At 69.0% G+C, this 17,915-nt stretch carries 19 protein-coding genes; 9 read left to right on the top strand and 10 right to left on the bottom strand.

Annotated elements, in window-relative coordinates:
• Positions 1–49: 49 nt before the first annotated feature.
• Complete coding sequence (locus WS57_RS31660; protein ID WP_069245292.1) at positions 50–1,576, bottom strand: N-acetylmuramoyl-L-alanine amidase; 1,527 nt, start codon at positions 1,574–1,576, stop codon at positions 50–52.
• Entirely contained in the window at positions 1,558–2,112 is a 555-nt protein-coding gene (tsaE, locus tag WS57_RS31655) for a tRNA (adenosine(37)-N6)-threonylcarbamoyltransferase complex ATPase subunit type 1 TsaE (RefSeq protein WP_069245291.1), read from the bottom strand. Before tsaE ends, WS57_RS31660 begins: the two co-directional genes overlap by 19 nt.
• Positions 2,113–2,129: 17 nt before the next feature.
• On the opposite strand from tsaE, the gene queG reads away from it, so the two are divergent.
• The 3 genes from queG (at position 2,130) to xerD (ending at position 4,846) form a co-directional block, all read left to right on the top strand.
• On the top strand, positions 2,130–3,365 hold the full coding sequence (gene queG, locus WS57_RS31650) for a tRNA epoxyqueuosine(34) reductase QueG (protein WP_069245290.1): 1,236 nt from the start codon (positions 2,130–2,132) through the stop codon (positions 3,363–3,365).
• Positions 3,366–3,428: 63 nt separating this feature from the next.
• Complete coding sequence (locus WS57_RS31645; RefSeq protein WP_009693841.1) at positions 3,429–3,899, top strand: methylated-DNA--[protein]-cysteine S-methyltransferase; 471 nt, start codon at positions 3,429–3,431, stop codon at positions 3,897–3,899.
• Positions 3,896–4,846, top strand: coding sequence for a site-specific tyrosine recombinase XerD (xerD, locus tag WS57_RS31640; protein ID WP_040128038.1), 951 nt, complete (start codon positions 3,896–3,898; stop codon positions 4,844–4,846). The genes WS57_RS31645 and xerD overlap by 4 nt, the downstream gene beginning before the upstream one ends.
• Before the next feature lie 79 nt (positions 4,847–4,925).
• On the opposite strand, the gene WS57_RS31635 is transcribed toward xerD, so the two are convergent.
• Entirely contained in the window at positions 4,926–6,488 is a 1,563-nt protein-coding gene (locus WS57_RS31635; protein ID WP_059513225.1) for a class I adenylate-forming enzyme family protein, read from the bottom strand.
• A gap of 222 nt (positions 6,489–6,710) precedes the next feature.
• On the opposite strand from WS57_RS31635, the gene ybaK reads away from it, so the two are divergent.
• Entirely contained in the window at positions 6,711–7,202 is a 492-nt protein-coding gene (gene ybaK, locus WS57_RS31630) for a Cys-tRNA(Pro) deacylase (RefSeq protein WP_009692627.1), read from the top strand.
• A gap of 131 nt (positions 7,203–7,333) precedes the next feature.
• Positions 7,334–7,975: a glycerol-3-phosphate 1-O-acyltransferase PlsY gene (gene plsY, locus WS57_RS31625; protein ID WP_059513226.1), complete on the top strand. Its 642-nt coding sequence runs from the start codon at positions 7,334–7,336 to the stop codon at positions 7,973–7,975.
• Between the two features lie 66 nt (positions 7,976–8,041).
• On the opposite strand, the gene WS57_RS31620 is transcribed toward plsY, so the two are convergent.
• The gene (locus WS57_RS31620) at positions 8,042–8,527 is read right to left on the bottom strand and encodes a YajQ family cyclic di-GMP-binding protein (protein WP_009692625.1); all 486 of its coding nucleotides are present in this window, start codon (positions 8,525–8,527) and stop codon (positions 8,042–8,044) included.
• 136 nt (positions 8,528–8,663) lie between these two features.
• On the opposite strand from WS57_RS31620, the gene murB reads away from it, so the two are divergent.
• Positions 8,664–9,713, top strand: a complete 1,050-nt coding sequence (gene murB / locus WS57_RS31615; protein WP_040128034.1) for a UDP-N-acetylmuramate dehydrogenase — start codon at positions 8,664–8,666, stop codon at positions 9,711–9,713.
• A gap of 97 nt (positions 9,714–9,810) precedes the next feature.
• On the opposite strand, the gene argF is transcribed toward murB, so the two are convergent.
• Positions 9,811–10,740 (bottom strand): ornithine carbamoyltransferase, encoded by a 930-nt coding sequence (gene argF, locus WS57_RS31610; protein ID WP_059603448.1) that lies wholly within the window; start codon positions 10,738–10,740, stop codon positions 9,811–9,813.
• Between the two features lie 416 nt (positions 10,741–11,156).
• Between argF and WS57_RS31605 the strand changes: the two genes are divergently transcribed.
• A complete protein-coding gene (locus WS57_RS31605) occupies positions 11,157–11,477 on the top strand; it encodes a DUF3579 domain-containing protein (RefSeq protein WP_009692622.1) in 321 nt (106 codons plus the stop codon).
• Between the two features lie 168 nt (positions 11,478–11,645).
• Here WS57_RS31605 and rpsT read toward each other — a convergent pair whose 3' ends face one another.
• On the bottom strand, positions 11,646–11,918 hold the full coding sequence (gene rpsT, locus WS57_RS31600) for a 30S ribosomal protein S20 (RefSeq protein WP_006398494.1): 273 nt from the start codon (positions 11,916–11,918) through the stop codon (positions 11,646–11,648).
• Between the two features lie 219 nt (positions 11,919–12,137).
• Between rpsT and murJ the strand changes: the two genes are divergently transcribed.
• Positions 12,138–13,772 (top strand): murein biosynthesis integral membrane protein MurJ, encoded by a 1,635-nt coding sequence (murJ, locus tag WS57_RS31595; RefSeq protein WP_404990396.1) that lies wholly within the window; start codon positions 12,138–12,140, stop codon positions 13,770–13,772.
• A gap of 8 nt (positions 13,773–13,780) precedes the next feature.
• Entirely contained in the window at positions 13,781–14,623 is an 843-nt protein-coding gene (locus WS57_RS31590) for a SirB1 family protein (protein WP_009692620.1), read from the top strand.
• A gap of 102 nt (positions 14,624–14,725) precedes the next feature.
• Here the strand turns inward: WS57_RS31590 and adk are convergent, their stop codons facing one another.
• From adk to lpxK, 4 genes are all read right to left on the bottom strand, one after another.
• Positions 14,726–15,388, bottom strand: coding sequence for an adenylate kinase (gene adk / locus WS57_RS31585; RefSeq protein ID WP_009692619.1), 663 nt, complete (start codon positions 15,386–15,388; stop codon positions 14,726–14,728).
• 207 nt (positions 15,389–15,595) lie between these two features.
• Entirely contained in the window at positions 15,596–16,387 is a 792-nt protein-coding gene (gene kdsB, locus WS57_RS31580; protein ID WP_059513232.1) for a 3-deoxy-manno-octulosonate cytidylyltransferase, read from the bottom strand.
• 113 nt (positions 16,388–16,500) lie between these two features.
• The gene (locus WS57_RS31575) at positions 16,501–16,695 is read right to left on the bottom strand and encodes a Trm112 family protein (RefSeq protein WP_010090898.1); all 195 of its coding nucleotides are present in this window, start codon (positions 16,693–16,695) and stop codon (positions 16,501–16,503) included.
• Positions 16,676–17,704 carry a tetraacyldisaccharide 4'-kinase gene (gene lpxK, locus WS57_RS31570; protein WP_059478954.1) on the bottom strand — a complete coding sequence of 343 codons (1,029 nt, stop codon included), beginning with the start codon at positions 17,702–17,704 and terminating at the stop codon, positions 16,676–16,678. The genes WS57_RS31575 and lpxK overlap by 20 nt, the downstream gene beginning before the upstream one ends.
• Between the last annotated feature and the right edge of the window lie 211 nt (positions 17,705–17,915).

Raw genomic sequence — 17,915 nt, 5'->3', positions numbered from 1 at the left:
CGCGCCGCCGGCACGCGTGACGTGCCGGCGGGCGGAAGGGGCGTGGCCGTCAGGCCATCCGGTTCTTCGCGAGCGGCGGATTGGCAGCGAAATAGCGCTTGATGCCGCGGAAGATCGCGTCGGCCATCTGGTCGCGATAGCTGTCGTCGTTGAGCTTGCGCTCTTCGTCCGGGTTGCTGATGAACGCGGTCTCGACCAGGATCGACGGAATGTCGGGCGCCTTCAGCACCGCGAACCCGGCCTGCTCGACCGAGCCCTTGTGCAGCTTATTGATGCCGCCGACTTCCTTCAGCACGTAGCCGCCGTAGCGCAGCGAATCGCGGATCTGCGCGGTGGTCGACATGTCGAACAGCGCGCGGCTCACGGCGGCGTCCTGCGTCTTGATGTTGATGCCGCCGATCAGGTCCGACGAGTTTTCCTTGTTCGCCAGCCAGCGCGCCGCGGCGCTCGATGCGCCGTGGTCCGACAGCGCGAATACCGACGAGCCGCGCGCGGACGGCGTCGTGAACGCATCCGCGTGGATCGACACGAACAGGTCCGCGCCGACGCGGCGCGCCTTCTGCACGCGCACGTTCAGCGGCACGAAGAAGTCGGCGTCGCGCGTCATCATCGCGCGCATGTTCGGCGCGCCGTCGATCTTCGCGCGCAGCTTCTTCGCGATGTCGAGCGCGATGTGCTTCTCGTACGTACCGCCGCCGCCGATCGCGCCCGGATCCTCGCCGCCGTGGCCCGGATCGATCGCGACGGTCAGCAGGCGCACGGTGCCGCCCTTGCCGGATTTCGGTGCGGTGAACTTGTAGGTGTCGCCGTCGTCGTCGCTGTCGTCGCGGCGCGCGATCACGGGCGGCGGCTTGACGGCCGGCTTCGCGGGGGCCGACGGCGCGGCCGCGGCCGGCGGCGCATGCGGCGTGGCCGGCGTGTTCTGCGCGAAGCGCTGGAAGAATGCGTCGCTGTTGTCGTTGCCCGCGACGGGCGGCGGGGTCGGGCCGTTCAGCGCGGTGGGCGGCTGCATCTGCTGCGCGCGCGCCGCGTCGTTGAGCGCCTGTTCCTTGCGTTCCGTCTGCGCGATCAGGTCGGTCAGCGGATCGGGCGCGACGGCCGGATACAGGTCGAACACGAGCCGGTACTTGTAGGTGCCCACCGGCGGCAGCGTGAATACCTGCGGCTTCACCGAGCCTTTCAGGTCGAACACCATCCGCACCACGTGCGGCTGATACTGGCCGACGCGCACCGACTGGATCTGCGGATCGTTCGGCGCGATCTTCGACACGAGGTCGCGCAGCGCCTGGTCGAGATCGAGGCCGGTCAGGTCGACGACGAGGCGGTCGGGGCCCTGCAGCAGCTGCTGGCTATTCTGCAGCGGCTGGTCAGATTCGATCGTCACGCGCGTGTAATCGCGCGCGGGCCAGACGCGCACGCCGAGCACCGACGACGCGTGCGCGAGCCGCGGCGCGACGAGACCGAGCACCAGCGTCGACGCGCCCGCGCACAGGATCTGGCGGCGCCGCCAGTTGTGCGTCGCGGTGGCCGCCGATTCGATCGAGCGGAACGGTTTGATCAACATCTTTCGAGACATGCCTTTCCTGAAGCGCTGTACGCCCGGACGGTGAGGGCGCGGCCGTCGCCATCCACGTCGAGCGAGAAGACCAGATCGGGCACGCCGAGCAGCGTCCCCGCCTGTTGCGGCCATTCGACCAGACAGATCGCGCTGGAATTGAAATACTCGCGAAAGCCTGCGTCGGACCATTCGGCCGGATCGTTGAATCGATACAGATCGAAGTGATAGACCTCGAGTTCCCCATCGTCGCGTTCGAGCGCATACGGCTCGACGAGCGTATAGGTCGGGCTGCGCACGCGCCCCGCATGGCCGAGACCGCGCAGGATCGCACGCACGAGCGAGGTCTTGCCCGCGCCGAGATCGCCGACGAGCTGGATCTGCAGCCCGTCGAACGCGTGCGCGCGCGCGAGTTCGGCGCGTGCGGCGTCGAGCGCGTGCGCGAAGCGGATGCCGAACGCCTCGGTCGCCGCTTCGTCGGCGAGCGCGATCACGCGCGTTTCGAGCGGGGCGGGCAGCGCGGCGGCATGAGACGGGTGGCTGGGCGTGGCTGGCATTCTCGTAAAATAGTGCGATGAACCGATTACCGGAACTCGCCGCATCCGACAGACCTTCGACCCGAGCCGAAGGGGCGGCACCGTGCGCGCTCGACGATGCGACGTTGACTGCGCTCGCCGCGCGCATCAGGGCGTGGGGGCGCGAATTGGGTTTCGGGGCGATCGGCATCAGCGACACCGATCTCTCGGATGCCGAAGCAGGGCTCGCCGCCTGGCTGGAAGCCGGTTGCCACGGCGAGATGGATTATATGGCCAAACATGGGATGAAACGTGCGCGGCCGGCCGAACTTGTGGCCGGTACGCGACGCGTGATTTCCGCGCGGCTCGCGTATCTGCCGGCCCAGACGCTCGCCGGCGACGCCCCCGCCGTCGCCGCCGGCGCGCTCACGCCGCGCGACTGGCGCGCGCGGGAACGGGCGCGGCTCGACGATCCGCAGGCGGCCGTCGTGTCGATCTACGCGCGCGGCCGCGACTATCACAAGGTGCTGCGCAATCGCCTGCAGACGCTCGCGGAGCGCATCGAGCACGAGATCGGCGCGTTCGGCTATCGCGTGTTTACCGATTCGGCGCCGGTGCTCGAGGTCGAGCTTGCGCAGAAGGCCGGCGTCGGCTGGCGCGGCAAGCACACGCTGCTGCTGCAGCGCGACGCCGGCTCGCTGTTCTTCCTCGGCGAAATCTACGTCGACATCCCGCTGCCGACCGATGCGCAGAGCTCGCCCGACGCGGCACCCGAGTCACCCGGCGCGCACTGCGGCAGCTGCACGCGCTGCATCGACGCGTGCCCGACCGGCGCGATCGTCGAGCCGTACCGCGTCGATGCGCGCCGCTGCATTTCCTACCTGACGATCGAACTGAAAGGCAGCATCCCCGAGCCGCTGCGGCCGCTGATCGGCAATCGCGTGTACGGCTGCGACGACTGCCAGCTCGTCTGTCCGTGGAACAAGTTCGCGCAGGCCGCGCCGGTCGCCGATTTCGACGTGCGGCACGGCCTCGATCGCGCGACGCTGGTCGAGCTGTTCGGCTGGGACGCCGACACCTTCGAGACGCGGATGCAGGGCAGCGCGATCCGGCGCATCGGCCATGAAAGCTGGCTGCGCAATCTCGCGGTCGGGCTCGGCAATGCGCTGCGCGCGCCGGCCGGGCAGCTTGCGCCGGCTGCGCGCGAGGCGATCGTCGCGGCGCTGCGGGCGCGGGCCGACGATTCGTCGCCGGTCGTGCGCGAGCATGTCGAATGGGCGCTGCGTGCCGCGTGAAGGCGGCGTAAAGTGTCGTCGGCGCGCGGCGGCGCGCCCGCATCCATCGGTTAGGAGAATGCAATGTTCAACGCAGTGATCGACGCGCCGTTCGGCAAGGTCGGCATCCGCACGGATGCCGCGGCGGTGCGCGAGATCGTCTATCTGCCCGAGTCGGTGAAGTCGGTCGACCCGGACACGCCGCTCGCGAAGCGCGCGGTCCGGCAGATCGAGCGTTATTTCGAGCGCGCGTCCGCGCGCTTCGACCTGCCGCTCGCCGACGTCGGCAGCGCGTTCCAGCATCGCGTGTGGGACGTGATCAGCGACATCCCGCCCGGCACCGTGCTGACCTACGGACAGGTCGCCAAGCGGATCGGCAGCGCGCCGCGCGCGGTCGGCCAGGCGTGCGGCGCGAACTACTTCCCGCTCGTGATCCCGTGCCATCGCGTCGTCGCAGCGGGCGGAATCGGCGGCTTTGCGAACCACGACGACGACGGCTACTACCTGAAGGTCAAGCGCTGGCTGCTCGCACACGAAGGCGTGCCGTACCGATGAACGAACCGCTGCTGTCCCCCGAAACCGACGACGACGCGATCGCGGCCTCGCCCGCGCTGCTCGCGAGCCGCGCGTCGATCGACGCCTTCTGCGACGCGCTGTGGCTCGAGCACGGGCTCGCGCGCAATACGCTCGATGCGTACCGGCGCGATCTGGTGCTGTTTTCCCGATGGCTCGCGGCGACCCACGATGCGCCGCTCGACCTGGCCGACGAAACGATGGTGACCGGCTACATCGCCGCGCGCAGCGACGGCAAGGCGACCTCGTCGAACCGGCGGCTGTCGGTGTTCCGTCGCTATTACGGCTGGGCCGTGCGCGAGCATCGCGCGAGCGCCGACCCGACGCTGCGGATCACGTCCGCGAAGCAGGCCGCGCGCTTCCCGTCGACGCTGTCGGAGGCGCAGGTCGAGGCGCTGCTCGGCGCGCCGGACATCGCGACGCCGCTCGGCCTGCGCGACCGCACGATGCTGGAGCTGATGTATGCGAGCGGGTTGCGCGTGAGCGAGCTGGTCACGCTGAAGACGGTGGAGGTCGGGCTCAACGAAGGCGTCGTGCGCGTGATGGGCAAGGGCTCGAAGGAGCGGCTCGTGCCGTTCGGCGAAGTCGCGCACGGCTGGATCGAGCGCTACCTGCGCGACGCGCGGCCCGCGCTGCTCGGCGCGCGCGCGGCCGATGCGCTGTTCGTGACCGCGCGCGGCGACGGAATGACGCGCCAGCAGTTCTGGAACATCATCAAGCGCCATGCGCAGCAGGCCGACGTGCGCGCGCACCTGTCGCCGCACACGCTGCGGCACGCGTTCGCGACGCACCTGCTGAACCACGGCGCGGACCTGCGCGTCGTGCAGTTGCTGCTCGGCCACAGCGACATCTCGACCACGCAGATCTATACGCACGTCGCGCGCGAGCGGCTGCGCACGCTGCACGCGCAGCATCACCCGCGCGGCTAGCACGCGGTTGCGCGCGAACCGGGCGCGGCCCGCGCCGCCACGCGCAACGGCACGCGGCACGGCGGCATGCGCGCCCGCGTTACGCGAGCTCGCGCAGCTTGTGCTTCAGCACCTTGCCCGTCGATGCGGCCGGCAGCGCATCGAGCACGCGGATCTGCGCGGGGCGCTTGTACGGCGCGAGCCGTTCCGCGCACCACGCGTGCAGCGTCGTCTCGGTCGCGGCGGCGCCCGGCGCCAGTTCGACGAACGCGAGCACTTCCTCGTTGCCCTCGACCGCGCGGCCGACGACCGCTGCCTGCACGACGTCCGGATGCGCGTTCAGCACCTGCTCGACCTCGACCGGATAGACGTTGAAGCCCGAGCGGATGATCAGCTCCTTGCTGCGCCCGGCGATCGTCACCGCGCCGTCGGCGTCCTGCCGCGCGAGATCGCCGGTACTCAGCCAGCCGTCCGGCGAGACGGCCGCGCGCGTCGCGTCCGGATTGCGGTAGTAGCCGAGCATCACGTTCGGCCCGCGCACGAGGATCTCGCCGACCTCGCTGCGCGGCACGTCGCTGCCGTCCGGCGCGACCACGCGCATTTCGACGCCGGGAATCGGCACGCCGACCGAGCAGTCGGTGCGCGGCGCGTCGAGCGGCGTCTGCGTGATCGTCGGGCTGCTTTCGGTCATGCCGTAACCGTTGTGCAGCGGCACGCCGTACACGCGCTCGACGCGCGCCTTCAGGTCGGCGTCGAGCGGCGAGCCGCCCGAATACGCGAAGCGCAGGCGCGGCGCGCGCCATGCGTGGCCGTGCGTGTGCAGATGCTCGAGCAGCTTCGCGTGCATCGCGGGCACGCCCTGGAAGATCGTGACGCCCTCGTCGGCGAGCGCGACGCGCACGGCCTCCGGCGCGAAACGCGGTGCGAGCCGCAGCGTCGCGCCGGCGTAAAGACTGCCGAGACACACGGACGCGAGCCCGTACACGTGCGACACGGGCAGCACCGTATAGACGAGGTCGTCGGGCGACACGCGCCGCAGCGTGCTCGACATCGCCGCAATGAACAGCAAGTTGCGATGCGACAGCATCACGCCCTTCGGCGAACCCGTCGTGCCGGTCGTGTAGATCAGCGCTGCGCACTGCGCGGCGCCGTCGGCGGCCACCGCTTCGGCGGGCGCGTCGGCATCGATCCGGTGCGACCACGCGCCGATGTCGATCGGCAGCGCGTCCGCGGGCGTCGCGTCGTGGCGTGCCGCATGCGCGCGCGCATCGGCCGAGGTTTCGGTTGCGAACGCGATCAGCCGCGGGCGCGCGTGCGCGGCGATCGCATCGAGCTCGCCGGCCGACAGCCGCGCATTCGACACCAGCGCCCATGCGTCGATCCGCGCGGTGGCGAGCAGCAGCACGATCTGCGCGACGCTGTTTTCCGCGACGATCATCACGCGGTCGCCGCCGCGCACGCCGAGCGCCGCGAGCCGCGCGGCGGCCGCATCGACGGCCTGCGACAGCTCGCCGTAAGACAGGCGCCGCGCGTCCTCGATCAGCGCGGGATGCGCGGGTGCTTGTGCGGCCCGGCGTGCGGGCAGGTCGGCGATGCGGGCCGGCAGCGCGGCCAGCAGCGTGTCGACGTCGGGCGGCGCGGCGCAACGAATGGACGAAGTCATGGCGTCTCCAGAAGAGGGCCGGGCGGCGTCGGCCCGGCGCGGCAATATTTTCGAACGATCGTGCCATGACTGGGCGCGCGCCACAATCGGTCGATCGGGCAATAGCGCTGCGCGAGGTTCGCAATGATGCCGGGCGGCGGCCGCACGGTCGAAAGCGGGCGGCGAGTATACCGCCTGCGCGCCGACGGTCCGCGGCGCGTCGTTCGCCATTAGAATGCCGCCATGAGCAAATCCAGACACGTGTCCGAAACCCCCGCGACCCAGCTGCTGAGACGCCATGCCGTCGCGTTCGGCGAGCATCCGTACGAATACGTCGAGCATGGCGGCACCGGCGAATCGGCGCGCCAGCTCGGCGTCGACGAGCACAGCGTCGTGAAGACGCTCGTGATGGAAGACGAGCATGCGAAGCCGCTGATCGTGCTGATGCACGGCGACCGCACGGTATCGACGAAGAACCTTGCGCGGCAGATCGGCGCGAAGCGCGTCGAGCCGTGCAAGCCCGAGGTCGCGAACCGCCATTCCGGCTATCTGGTCGGCGGCACGTCGCCGTTCGGCACCCGCAAGGCGATGCCGGTCTACGTCGAGTCGACGATCCTCGAGCTGCCGACGATCTACCTGAACGGCGGCCGTCGCGGCTACCTCGTCAGCCTCGCGCCGACGGTGCTCACGACGCTGCTCGGCGCGAAGCCCGTGCAGTGCGCGAGCGTCGACTGAGGGTTTCACCTTCGTGGCAGCCTGCGCCCGTTCGGTAGAATGGGCGCCGCTTCGGCCGCGACGGCGCCGGCGTTGCCGGCCTGCCGCGCGAGCCGTCCCTTCACCGATACGTTGAAAGAAGAGTCCCCCGCATGCAGATCCTGCTCGCCGCCCTCGTTGCCTACCTGATCGGCTCGGTGTCGTTCGCCGTCATCGTCAGCGCCGCGATGGGCCTTGCCGACCCCCGCTCGTACGGGTCGAAGAACCCCGGCGCGACCAACGTGCTGCGCAGCGGCAACAAGAAGGCCGCGATCCTGACGCTGCTCGGCGACGCGTTCAAGGGCTGGATCGCCGTCTGGCTCGCGCGGCGCTTCGGCCTGTCCGACGTCGCGATCGCGTGGGTCGCGATCGCGGTGTTCCTCGGCCACCTGTATCCGGTGTTCTTCCGCTTCCAGGGCGGCAAGGGCGTCGCGACCGCGGCCGGCGTGCTGCTCGCCGTGCACCCGGTGCTCGGCCTCGCGACCGCGCTCACCTGGCTGATCGTCGCGTTCTTCTTCCGCTATTCGTCGCTCGCGGCGCTGGTCGCGGCCGTGTTCGCGCCGCTGTTCGACGTGTTCCTGTTCGGCATGCCGGGCCACAACCCGATCGCCTGGGCGGTGCTCGCGATGAGCGTGCTGCTGATCTGGCGTCACCGCGCCAATATTTCGAAGCTGCTGGCAGGGCAGGAAAGCCGGATCGGCGACAAGAAGAAGGCGGCCGCGAACGGCGGCGCGCAGGACGGCGGCAAGGCCTGAAGGAAGGAGAGACGCCGGCCGGCGCGCCTGATGAGGTGCGCGCACCGGGCGGCGTGACGCGACCGGTCAGTCGCGGAAGTTGTTGAAGTCGAGCGGGGTGTCGGTCACGTCCTTGCGCAGCAGCGCGATCACGCTTTGCAGGTCGTCGCGCTTGGCGCCTGACACGCGCACCGCGTCGCCCTGGATGCTCGCCTGCACCTTGATCTTGCTGTCCTTCACGAGCCGCACGATCTTCTTCGCGAGGTCGCCGGTCACGCCCTTCTTCACGGTGACGAGCTGCTTGACCTTGTCGCCGCCGATCTTCTCGACCTTGCCGTAGTCGAGGAAGCGCACGTCGACGTTGCGCTTGGCCAGCTTGCCGATCAGCACGTCCTTCACCTGGCCGAGCTTGAAATCGTCGTCGGCGAACAGCGTCAGCTCGCGCTCCTTCTGCTCGACGCGCGCGTCGGAGCCCTTGAAGTCGAAGCGCGTCGAAATTTCCTTGTTCGACTGCTCGATGGCGTTCTTCACTTCGATCATGTTCGCTTCGGAAACGACGTCGAACGATGGCATGGCATTCTCCCTTGAGGCGCGGGCGCCCGGCTGGTGCGCGGGCACTCGCTATAATTGCGGACTGTTTGCCATTTTACCGATGCCCCTCCGTTTGCCCAAGGCCGTCCATCCGCGGCACGGGCACGCATGACCGCGAATGCCGATGCCCCCTGACGATTCCGCCCTGTCGCTGCTCCCCGACCATCCGCTCGCCGCGCACAACACGTTCGGCATCGCCGCGACCGCGCGCTACGCCGCGCGCATCACGCAGGCCGACCAGTTCGCCGCGCTGCATCGCGACGCGCGCATCGCGAACCTGCCGCTGCTGGTGCTCGGCGGCGGCAGCAACGTCGTGTTCACGCGCGACTTCGACGGCGTCGTGCTGCTCGACGAGATCGCCGGCCGGCGCGTCGTGCGCGAGGACGCCGAAGCCTGGTATGTCGAGGCGGGCGGCGGCGAGAACTGGCATGCGTTCGTCGCGTGGACGCTCGAGCGCGGCATGGCGGGCCTCGAGAATCTCGCGCTGATTCCGGGCACCGTCGGCGCGGCGCCGATCCAGAACATCGGCGCGTACGGGCTCGAGATGAAGACGTATTTCGACTCGCTCGTCGCGGTCGAGCTCGCGAGCGGGCGCAGCGAGCGCTTCGACGCCGCACGCTGCGCGTTCGGCTATCGCGACAGTTTCTTCAAGCGGGAAGGGCGCGCGCGCTTCGCGATCGTGTCGGTCACGTTCCGCTTGCCGAAGCGCTGGACGCCGCGGCTCGGCTATGCGGACGTCACGCGCGAGCTCGATGCGCGCGGCATCGCGCCCGACGCGGCGACGCCGCGCGACGTGTTCGACGCGGTGGTCGCGATCCGTCGCGCGAAGCTGCCCGATCCGCTCGTGCTCGGCAACGCGGGCAGCTTCTTCAAGAACCCGGTGATCGATGCCGCGCAGTTCGACGCGCTGCGCGCGCGCGTGCCGGAGATCGTGTCGTATCCGCAGCCGGACGGCGGGGTGAAGCTCGCGGCCGGCTGGCTGATCGACCGCTGCGGCTGGAAAGGGCGTGCGCTCGGCGCGGCGGCCGTGCACGACCGGCAGGCGCTCGTGCTCGTCAATCGCGGCGGTGCGACGGGCGCCGACGTGCTTGCGCTCGCGCGGGCGATCCAGGACGACGTGCGCGCGCAGTTCGGCGTCGAGCTGGAAGCGGAGCCCGTCTGCCTGTAGCCGATCGGCGCGGCGCCGGCCAATAAAAAACGCCGATCCGGGGATCGGCGTCGTGGCGACGGATCGCGCGCGGCGGCATGCCGCGCGCCGGTCGGTGTCAGTGCTTCAGGCGGCCGAGCAGCAGGAACTCCATCAGCGCCTTCTGCACGTGCAGGCGGTTTTCCGCCTCGTCCCAGACGACGCTCTGCGGGCCGTCGATCACGCCGGCCGTCACTTCCTCGCCGCGGTGCGCGGGCAGGCAGTGCATGAACAGCGCGTCCGGGTTCGCGTGACCCATCATTTCCTCGTCGACGCACCAGTCGGCGAACGCCTTCATCCGCGCTTCGTTCTCGGCCTCGAAGCCCATGCTCGTCCACACGTCGGTCGTCACGAGATCGGCGCCGCGGCACGCTTCGTTCGGATCGTCGAACACCTCGTAGAACGGCGCGCTGTCCGGCGACACCAGCTTCATGTCGAGCGCGTAGCCCGGCGGCGTCGACAGGCGCAGCTTGAAGCCGAGGATCTGGGCGGCTTCGATCCACGTATAGAGCATGTTGTTCGCGTCGCCGACCCACGCGACCGTCTTGCCGGCGATCGGGCCGCGATGCTCGTAGTACGTGAAGACGTCGGCGAGCACCTGGCAGGGATGGTATTCGTTGGTCAGGCCGTTGATCACCGGCACGCGGGAGTTTTCCGCGAAGCGCCGGATCACGTCCTGTTCGAACGTGCGGATCATGATGATGTCGACCATTCGCGAGATGACCTGCGCGGAATCCTCGACGGGCTCGCCGCGGCCGAGCTGCGTGTCGCGCGTGCTCATGAACACCGCGTGGCCGCCGAGCTGGAAGATCCCGGCTTCGAACGACAGGCGCGTGCGCGTCGAGCTCTTCTCGAAGATCATCGCGAGCGTGCGGTCGTGCAGCGGGTGATAGGTCTCGTAGTTCTTGAACTTGCGCTTCAGGATACCCGTGCGTTCGAGCACGTACTCGTAGTCTTCCAGCGAGAAATCCTTGAACTGCAGGTAGTGACGAATGGTTTTGGCGGTCATGAAACGAAATACGGCGGGCTTCACCCGGCAGCGAGGCCGGACGGCGCCGCCGTCGGATGTGGATGACTCAGAGCAGCATAAAGGATTTTCGGTGCTTTGACGAGCCGCGCCGAAAAGCGGGGCGCGATCGATCTGCGGGCCGGACGGCGTCGCGAGCGGGGCCGCGAGCCGACGCGCAATGGCGCGCTGCGGTATAATCCAAAAGTTTTCTCCAGCCCGGCAGGCAAGCCGCTTCGCGCTCTGCCGGACACAAGCCGTGCGCTGCACAAATCCCGTGCGGCGTGCCGGCGGCACGTGCCGACAGCCTGTTTTTTCGCGGGTTCGGCGCGCGGGCTGCCGGTGTCGATTCCAGCTTTGTGTTCGCGTACCCAGGCGCCGTCGCCTGGCTATCGCCGGGCCGTCACTTGGGTAACCACATGGCTGAAACCCCTCCGACCGAATACTTCATCCAGGGCATCACGAAAGACGGGAAAAAGTTTCGCCCGAGCGACTGGTCGGAGCGTCTGGCCGGCGTGATGTCCTGCTTCGGGCCGGGGGCGAGCGGGCCGAATGCGCGTCTCCAGTATTCGCTGTACGTGCGCCCGACGCTGCTCGGCGACACCAAATGCGTGATCCTCGATTCGCGGTTGCGCGACTGCGAGCCGATGGCCTTCGATTTCGTGATGAATTTCGCGAAGGACAACAATCTCGTCGTCACCGAGGCGTGCGAGCTGCCGGACTATAGCGCGAAGAAGTAACGAGGCGCGGGCGGCGGGCGAGGGCATCCTCGCCGGGCCGCCGATGGTGCGCCGCGCCGCCGACGGCATGGTCGTTCGCCGGACGCACCCGCAAAAAAGCCCGCCGAAGCGGGCTTTTTTGCGATCGCAGGAAACAGGAGTGCCCGCGCGAGGCGGGCACACCGGAATTTACGCTGCTGCCTGCAGGCCCTTGACGGCTGCGGCGAGGCGGCTCTTGCTGCGAGCGGCCTTGTTCTTGTGAACGATCTTCTTGTCGGCGATCGTGTCGATCGTCTTGACGGCAGCCTTGAACAGCTCGGCAGCCTTTGCCTGGTCGCCGGCGTCGACAGCCTTGCGAACGGCCTTGATCGCGGTACGGAATTTCGAGCGCAGCGCCGAGTTGTGCGAGTTTGCCTTCGCGGCCTGGCGGGCGCGCTTGCGTGCTTGTGCGGAGTTAGCCATGACGGTTCCTTATCCTGTCCTGTTTCCAGAGCTTGGAGCCTGACGGCCAAGCGCTGCTTTTCGATCCGTCCCCTGAGAACGATTGCCCAGGGGCGCATAAAAAAACGGTGATTTTAACCGAGGCCGGGACATGGAAACGGCAATTGCCGCGCATGTACAGGCTCAGAAACCGGCAATTATAGCAACAAAATCAAGCGTGTGGCAAGCGCGAAGTGAGTCGTGCGGAACGGCGCGCGGGCGGCCGCCGCGCTTTTCCGCATCCGGCCGTGCCGGGTCACGCAAGGTCCGTATAATAAGCGCCCCATGAATCTATTCCGAGCCCTGCTGACGGTCAGCGGCTTCACGCTGCTGTCGCGCGTGACCGGACTGGCCCGCGAGACGCTGATCGCCCGTGCGTTCGGCGCCAGTCAATACACCGACGCGTTCTACGTCGCCTTCCGCATTCCGAACCTGCTGCGCCGGCTGTCGGCCGAAGGCGCGTTCTCGCAGGCGTTCGTGCCGATCCTTGCCGAGTTCAAGAACCAGCAGGGGCACGATGCGACCAAGGCGCTCGTCGACGCGATGTCGACCGTGCTCGCGTGGGCGCTCGCCGTGCTGTCGGTGCTCGGCATCGCCGGCGCGTCGTGGGTCGTGTTCGCGGTCGCGTCGGGCCTGCACACCGACGGCCAGGCGTTCCCGCTTGCCGTCACGATGACGCGCATCATGTTCCCGTACATCGTGTTCATCTCGCTGACGACGCTCGCGTCCGGCGTGCTGAATACGTACAAGAGCTTCTCGCTGCCCGCGTTCGCACCGGTGCTGCTCAATGTCGCGTTCATCGCCGCCGCCGTGTTCGTCGCGCCGCACCTGAAGGTGCCGGTGTTCGCGCTCGCGTGGGCCGTGATCGTGGGCGGCGTGCTGCAGTTCCTCGTGCAGCTGCCGGGGCTGAAGAAGATCGACATGGTGCCGCTGATCGGCCTGAACCCGCTGCGCGCGCTGCGTCACCGCGGCGTGAAGCGCGTGCTCGCAAAGATGGTGCCCGCGACGTTCGCGGTGTCGGTCGCGCAGCTGTCGCTGATCATCAACACCAATATCGCGTCGCGGCTCGGGCAGGGCGCGGTGTCGTGGATCAACTACGCGGACCGCCTGATGGAATTCCCGACGGCGCTGCTCGGCGTCGCGCTCGGCACAATCCTGCTGCCGAGCCTGTCGAAGGCGCACGTCGACGCCGATACGCACGAATATTCGGCGCTGCTCGACTGGGGGCTGCGCGTCACGTTCCTGCTCGCGGCGCCGAGCGCGCTCGCGCTGTTCTTCTTCGCGACGCCGCTCACCGCGACGCTGTTCAACTACGGCAAGTTCGACGCGCACACCGTGACGATGGTCGCGCGCGCGCTGGCGACCTACGGCATCGGCCTGGTCGGCATCATCCTGATCAAGATCCTCGCGCCGGGCTTCTACGCGAAGCAGGACATCAAGACGCCGGTGAAGATCGCGGTCGGCGTGCTGATCGTCACGCAGATCTCGAACTACGTGTTCGTGCCGCTGATCGGCCATGCGGGCCTGACGCTGAGCATCGGCGTCGGCGCGTGCCTGAACTCGCTGCTGCTGTTCCTCGGGCTGCGCAAGCGCGGCATCTACCAGCCGTCGCCGGGCTGGCTGCGCTTCTTCGTCCAGCTGGTCGGCGCGGCGCTCGTACTCGCCGGCCTGATGCACTGGTGCGCGATCAGCTTCGACTGGACCGGCATGCGCGCGCAGCCGCTCGACCGCATCGTGCTGATGGCGGCGTGCCTCGTGCTGTTCGCTGCACTATATTTCGGTATGTTGTGGGTAATGGGCTTCAAATACGCTTACTTCAGAAGGCGCGCCAAGTGACGACCGCAATGACCCGCGTCCTCGACTACTTCAGCACGCTCGTGGCGGACGACGACAGTCTTCCCGTCACCGAAACGGCGCTGTCGCTGGCGCAGGACGCGTATCCCGACCTCGACCTGCAGGGCACGCTCGCCGAGATCGACATGCTGGCCGCGCGGCTGAGCCGCCGGCTGGCCGACGATGCGGACCTGAAGGGCCGCGTCGCCGCGCTGAACGACTTCTTCTTCCGCGAACTCGGCTTCGCGTGCAATCACAACGACTACTACGACCCCGACAACAGCCACCTGAACGCGGTGCTGAGGCGGCGGCGCGGGATTCCGATCTCGCTGTCGGTGCTGTATCTCGAACTCGCCGAGCAGATCGGCGTGCCGGCGCGCGGCGTGTCGTTCCCCGGCCATTTCCTGCTGCGCGTGACGCTGCCGGACGGCGACCTGATCATCGATCCGACCAACGGTCATTCGCTGTCGGAGGCCGAGATGGTCGAGATGCTGGAGCCGTACGTCGCGCGGGCCGCCGGCGCGGTCGACAGCGCGTTGCGCGCGCTGCTGCAGCCGGCGACGAGCCGCGAGATCATCGCGCGGATGCTGCGCAACCTGAAGACGATCTATCTGCAGACCGAGCGCTGGCAGCGGCTGCTCGCGGTGCAGCAGCGGCTCGTGATCCTGTTGCCGGACCATCTCGACGAGGTGCGCGATCGCGGCTTCGCCTATGCACGGCTCGACTACCTGCGCCCGGCGCTCGAGGATCTGGAGCAGTATCTCGGCGAACGGCCCGATGCCGAGGATGCAACCGTCGTCGAATCGCAGGTGAGCGAATTGCGGCAGCGGATGCAGCGCGACGCGGAAGACTGAGGCCGCGCGCCGCGCGCCCCCGCCGCCGGAACGCCGGCGCGTAAAAAAAGCCGCCCTGCAACAGGGCGGCTTCGCCGGAACGGAAGGCGGCGTTGACGGCGCTTACTTCAGCGCGTCGAACGCCCGTTCGCGGATTTCCTCGACGCTGCCGAGGCCGGAGATCTTGCGATACTGCGGCGCCTTCAGCCCGTTTTCCTCGCCGCGCTTCGCCCAGTCGCCGTAATACGTGATCAGCGGCTTGGTCTGCGCTTCGTACACTTCCAGACGCTTCTTGACGGTTTCTTCCTTGTCGTCGTCGCGCTGGATCAGCGGCTCGCCCGTCACGTCGTCCTTGCCCTCGACCTTCGGCGGGTTGAACTTCACGTGGTAGGTGCGGCCCGAAGCCGGGTGGGTGCGGCGGCCGCTCATGCGCTCGATGATTTCCGAGAACGGCACGTCGATCTCGAGCACGTAGTCGATCGCGACGCCGGCCTCCTTCATCGCGTCAGCCTGCGCGATCGTGCGCGGGAAGCCGTCGAACAGGTAGCCGTTCGCGCAATCGGATTCCTTCAGACGTTCCTTGACGAGCCCGATGATCAGCGCGTCCGGGACCAGCTTGCCGGCGTCCATGTAGCCCTTCGCCTCGACGCCGAGCGGCGTGCCGGCCTTCACGGCCGCGCGCAGCATGTCGCCCGTCGAGATTTGCGGGATGCCGAATTTTTCCTTGATGAAGTTTGCCTGGGTGCCCTTTCCCGCGCCGGGCGCGCCCAACAGGATCAAACGCATGGTGATATCTCCAGTATGTAGATTCGTATGGCGAGACATCGAAGATGTCGACGACAGCGGGCGCGGGGCTTGCATGGCGCGCGGCGGACCGGTCTGACGCGGCGCGTCGGCTGGGCGACGCGCGGCTGCCGGTAGGGGCCGCGGCGGGGGCAAGCGAGGACGCGCAGGTCGCGGACAGCTCGCACAATCGCCTGATTATGCCACGGGTTATTTTGATTCCGGCCGAAAAAGGGCCTGCACCCGTGCGAGATCGGCCGGCGTATCGACGCCCGCTGCGGGCGCGTGCGCGGTGAGCATCACCGCGATCCGTTCGCCGTGCCACAGCGCGCGAAGCTGTTCGAGCTGCTCGGCCTGCTCGATCGGCGCCTGCGCGAGCGACGGATAGGTGCGCAGGAAACGCGCGCGATATGCATAGAGGCCGATGTGCCGATAGACCGGAAACGCAGGCGCCGGCATGGCCGCGACGTCGGGCCAGTGCGGCTGGTAGGCGTCGCGGCTCCACGGAATCGGCGCGCGCGAGAAGTACAGCGCGACGTTCTGCGCGTCGAGTGCGACTTTGACGACGTTCGGGTTGAACACGTCGGACGCGTCGTGGATCGGATGCGCGGCAGTGGCGATTGCGCACGCCGGATGCGCGGCGAGGTGCGACGCTACGTCGCGCACCAGCGCCGGGTCGATCAGCGGCTCGTCGCCCTGCACGTTGACGACCACCGTGTCGTCGCTCCAGCCGCACGCGGCCGCGACTTCCGCGAGCCGGTCGGTGCCGGAAGGGTGGTCGGCGCGCGTCAGCATCGCTTCGAAGCCGTGCTCGCGCGCCGCGTCGAGCACGCTTTGCGCGTCGGACGCGACCAGCACCTGCTGCGCGCCCGCTTCGCGCGCGCGCTCGGCGACGCGCACGACCATCGGCTTGCCGCCGAGATCGGCGAGCGGCTTGTTCGGCAGGCGCGTCGACGCGAGCCGGGCGGGAACGACGGCGATGAAGGGTTGCGGATGAGTCATCGGGATCGGGCGGTGAGAGGGCGGGGCGGGCGGCGCCGTCGCGGCGGCGCGGCGCCCGGCAGTGCGGGGCGGGCCGGCACGGGCCGGGCCGCGGTACGACGGCGGCCGGCGGCTTAGCGGCCGGCCGGGTCGACCGGCGTGCCTTCGACGGTCTGGCGCGCTTCGTCGACGAGCATCACGGGGATGCCGTCGCGGATCGGGTAGGCGAGCTTGTCCGCGTTGCAGATCAGCTCCTGCGCGGCGCGGTCGTAGTGGAGCGGGCCTTTGCAGATAGGGCACACAAGGATTTCAAGCAGGCGAGCGTCCACGGAGTTTCTCCACAACGAGGGCAATGAGGCGAGGGTCGAGCGCGGCTTCGACGGGGACCACCCACAGTCGAGCGTCGCGCCAGGAAGCGCCCAATTTTACTGCATCCTTCTCGGTGATCAGGATCGCGTCGACCGCATCGTCGACGAACGGGTTGTCGGCGAACGCGTAGTGGTCGGGCAGCGCGCGCGTCGCGGGTGCGAGGCCCGCCGCGCGCAGCGTCGCGAAGAAGCGTTCCGGCGCGCCGATCCCGGCCGCGGCGAGCACGCGCTCGCCGGCGAACTGCGACAGCGGGCGGCGCAGCGCGGGCTGGTCGAGGTGCCAGGCGGCGCCCGGCGTCAGCTTGAGCGCGTAGGTGTCGGGCCATGGCGGCAGCGCGCCGCTGTACGGATCGTTGACGAGCGTCGCGTCGCGATGCCGCGACAGCGGCTCGCGCAGCGGGCCGGCGGGCAGCAGGAAACCGTTGCCGCCGAGCCGGTGGTCGAACACGACGAGTTCCACCGTGCGCGCGAGGCGGTAGTGCTGGAGCCCGTCGTCGCTGACGATCACGTCGACGTCGGGGTGCGCGGCGCGCAGCGCCTGCGCGGCCGCGACGCGGTCGGGACACACCCACACGGGCGCGCCGGTGCGGCGCGCGATCAGCAGCGGTTCGTCGCCGGCCGCGCCGGCGCGCGAGGCGGGCGTGACGGCGGTCGGCGTGCGCACGTTCGCGCCGTAGCCGCGCGACACGACGCCGGGCGTGAAGCCGGCCGCCCGCAGCGCATCGACCAGCGCGATCACGGTCGGCGTCTTGCCGGTGCCGCCGACGGTCACGTTGCCGACCACGACCACCGGCACGCCGACGTCGACCGGCTGCTTCCAGCCTTGCGCATACGCGGTGCGCCGCAGCGCCGCGCACAGGCCGAACACGCATGCGAACGGCGTGAGCGCCCACGCGAGCGCGCCGCGGCGCTGCCATTCGCGCGTCACGCGCGCTTCGAGCCGCGCGAGCGGGCCGCCGGGCGCGCTCATCGGGCCGGGCGCGGCGCGTCGTGCGCCGCGGCGAGGGACGGATTCGTCAACACGGATTCTCCGTTGGGCGGCAGATGCCGCAAGGTCTGCGGAAGGCGGCACTCTAGCGCGCCGCACGCGGGCGCGGCAAGCGCGGCGGGCTGCCGCGGCCGACAGGGCCGGATCGGGAGAGCCTGTGGATAACTCTGTGAAAAACTCCCCGGTCGCTGGC

The sequence above is a fragment of the Burkholderia pseudomultivorans genome (assembly GCF_001718415.1).
GTDB lineage: Bacteria > Pseudomonadota > Gammaproteobacteria > Burkholderiales > Burkholderiaceae > Burkholderia > Burkholderia pseudomultivorans_A.
The sequence above is the reverse complement of the archived record's forward strand: the minus strand, read 5'-3'. Positions and strand labels throughout refer to the sequence as shown.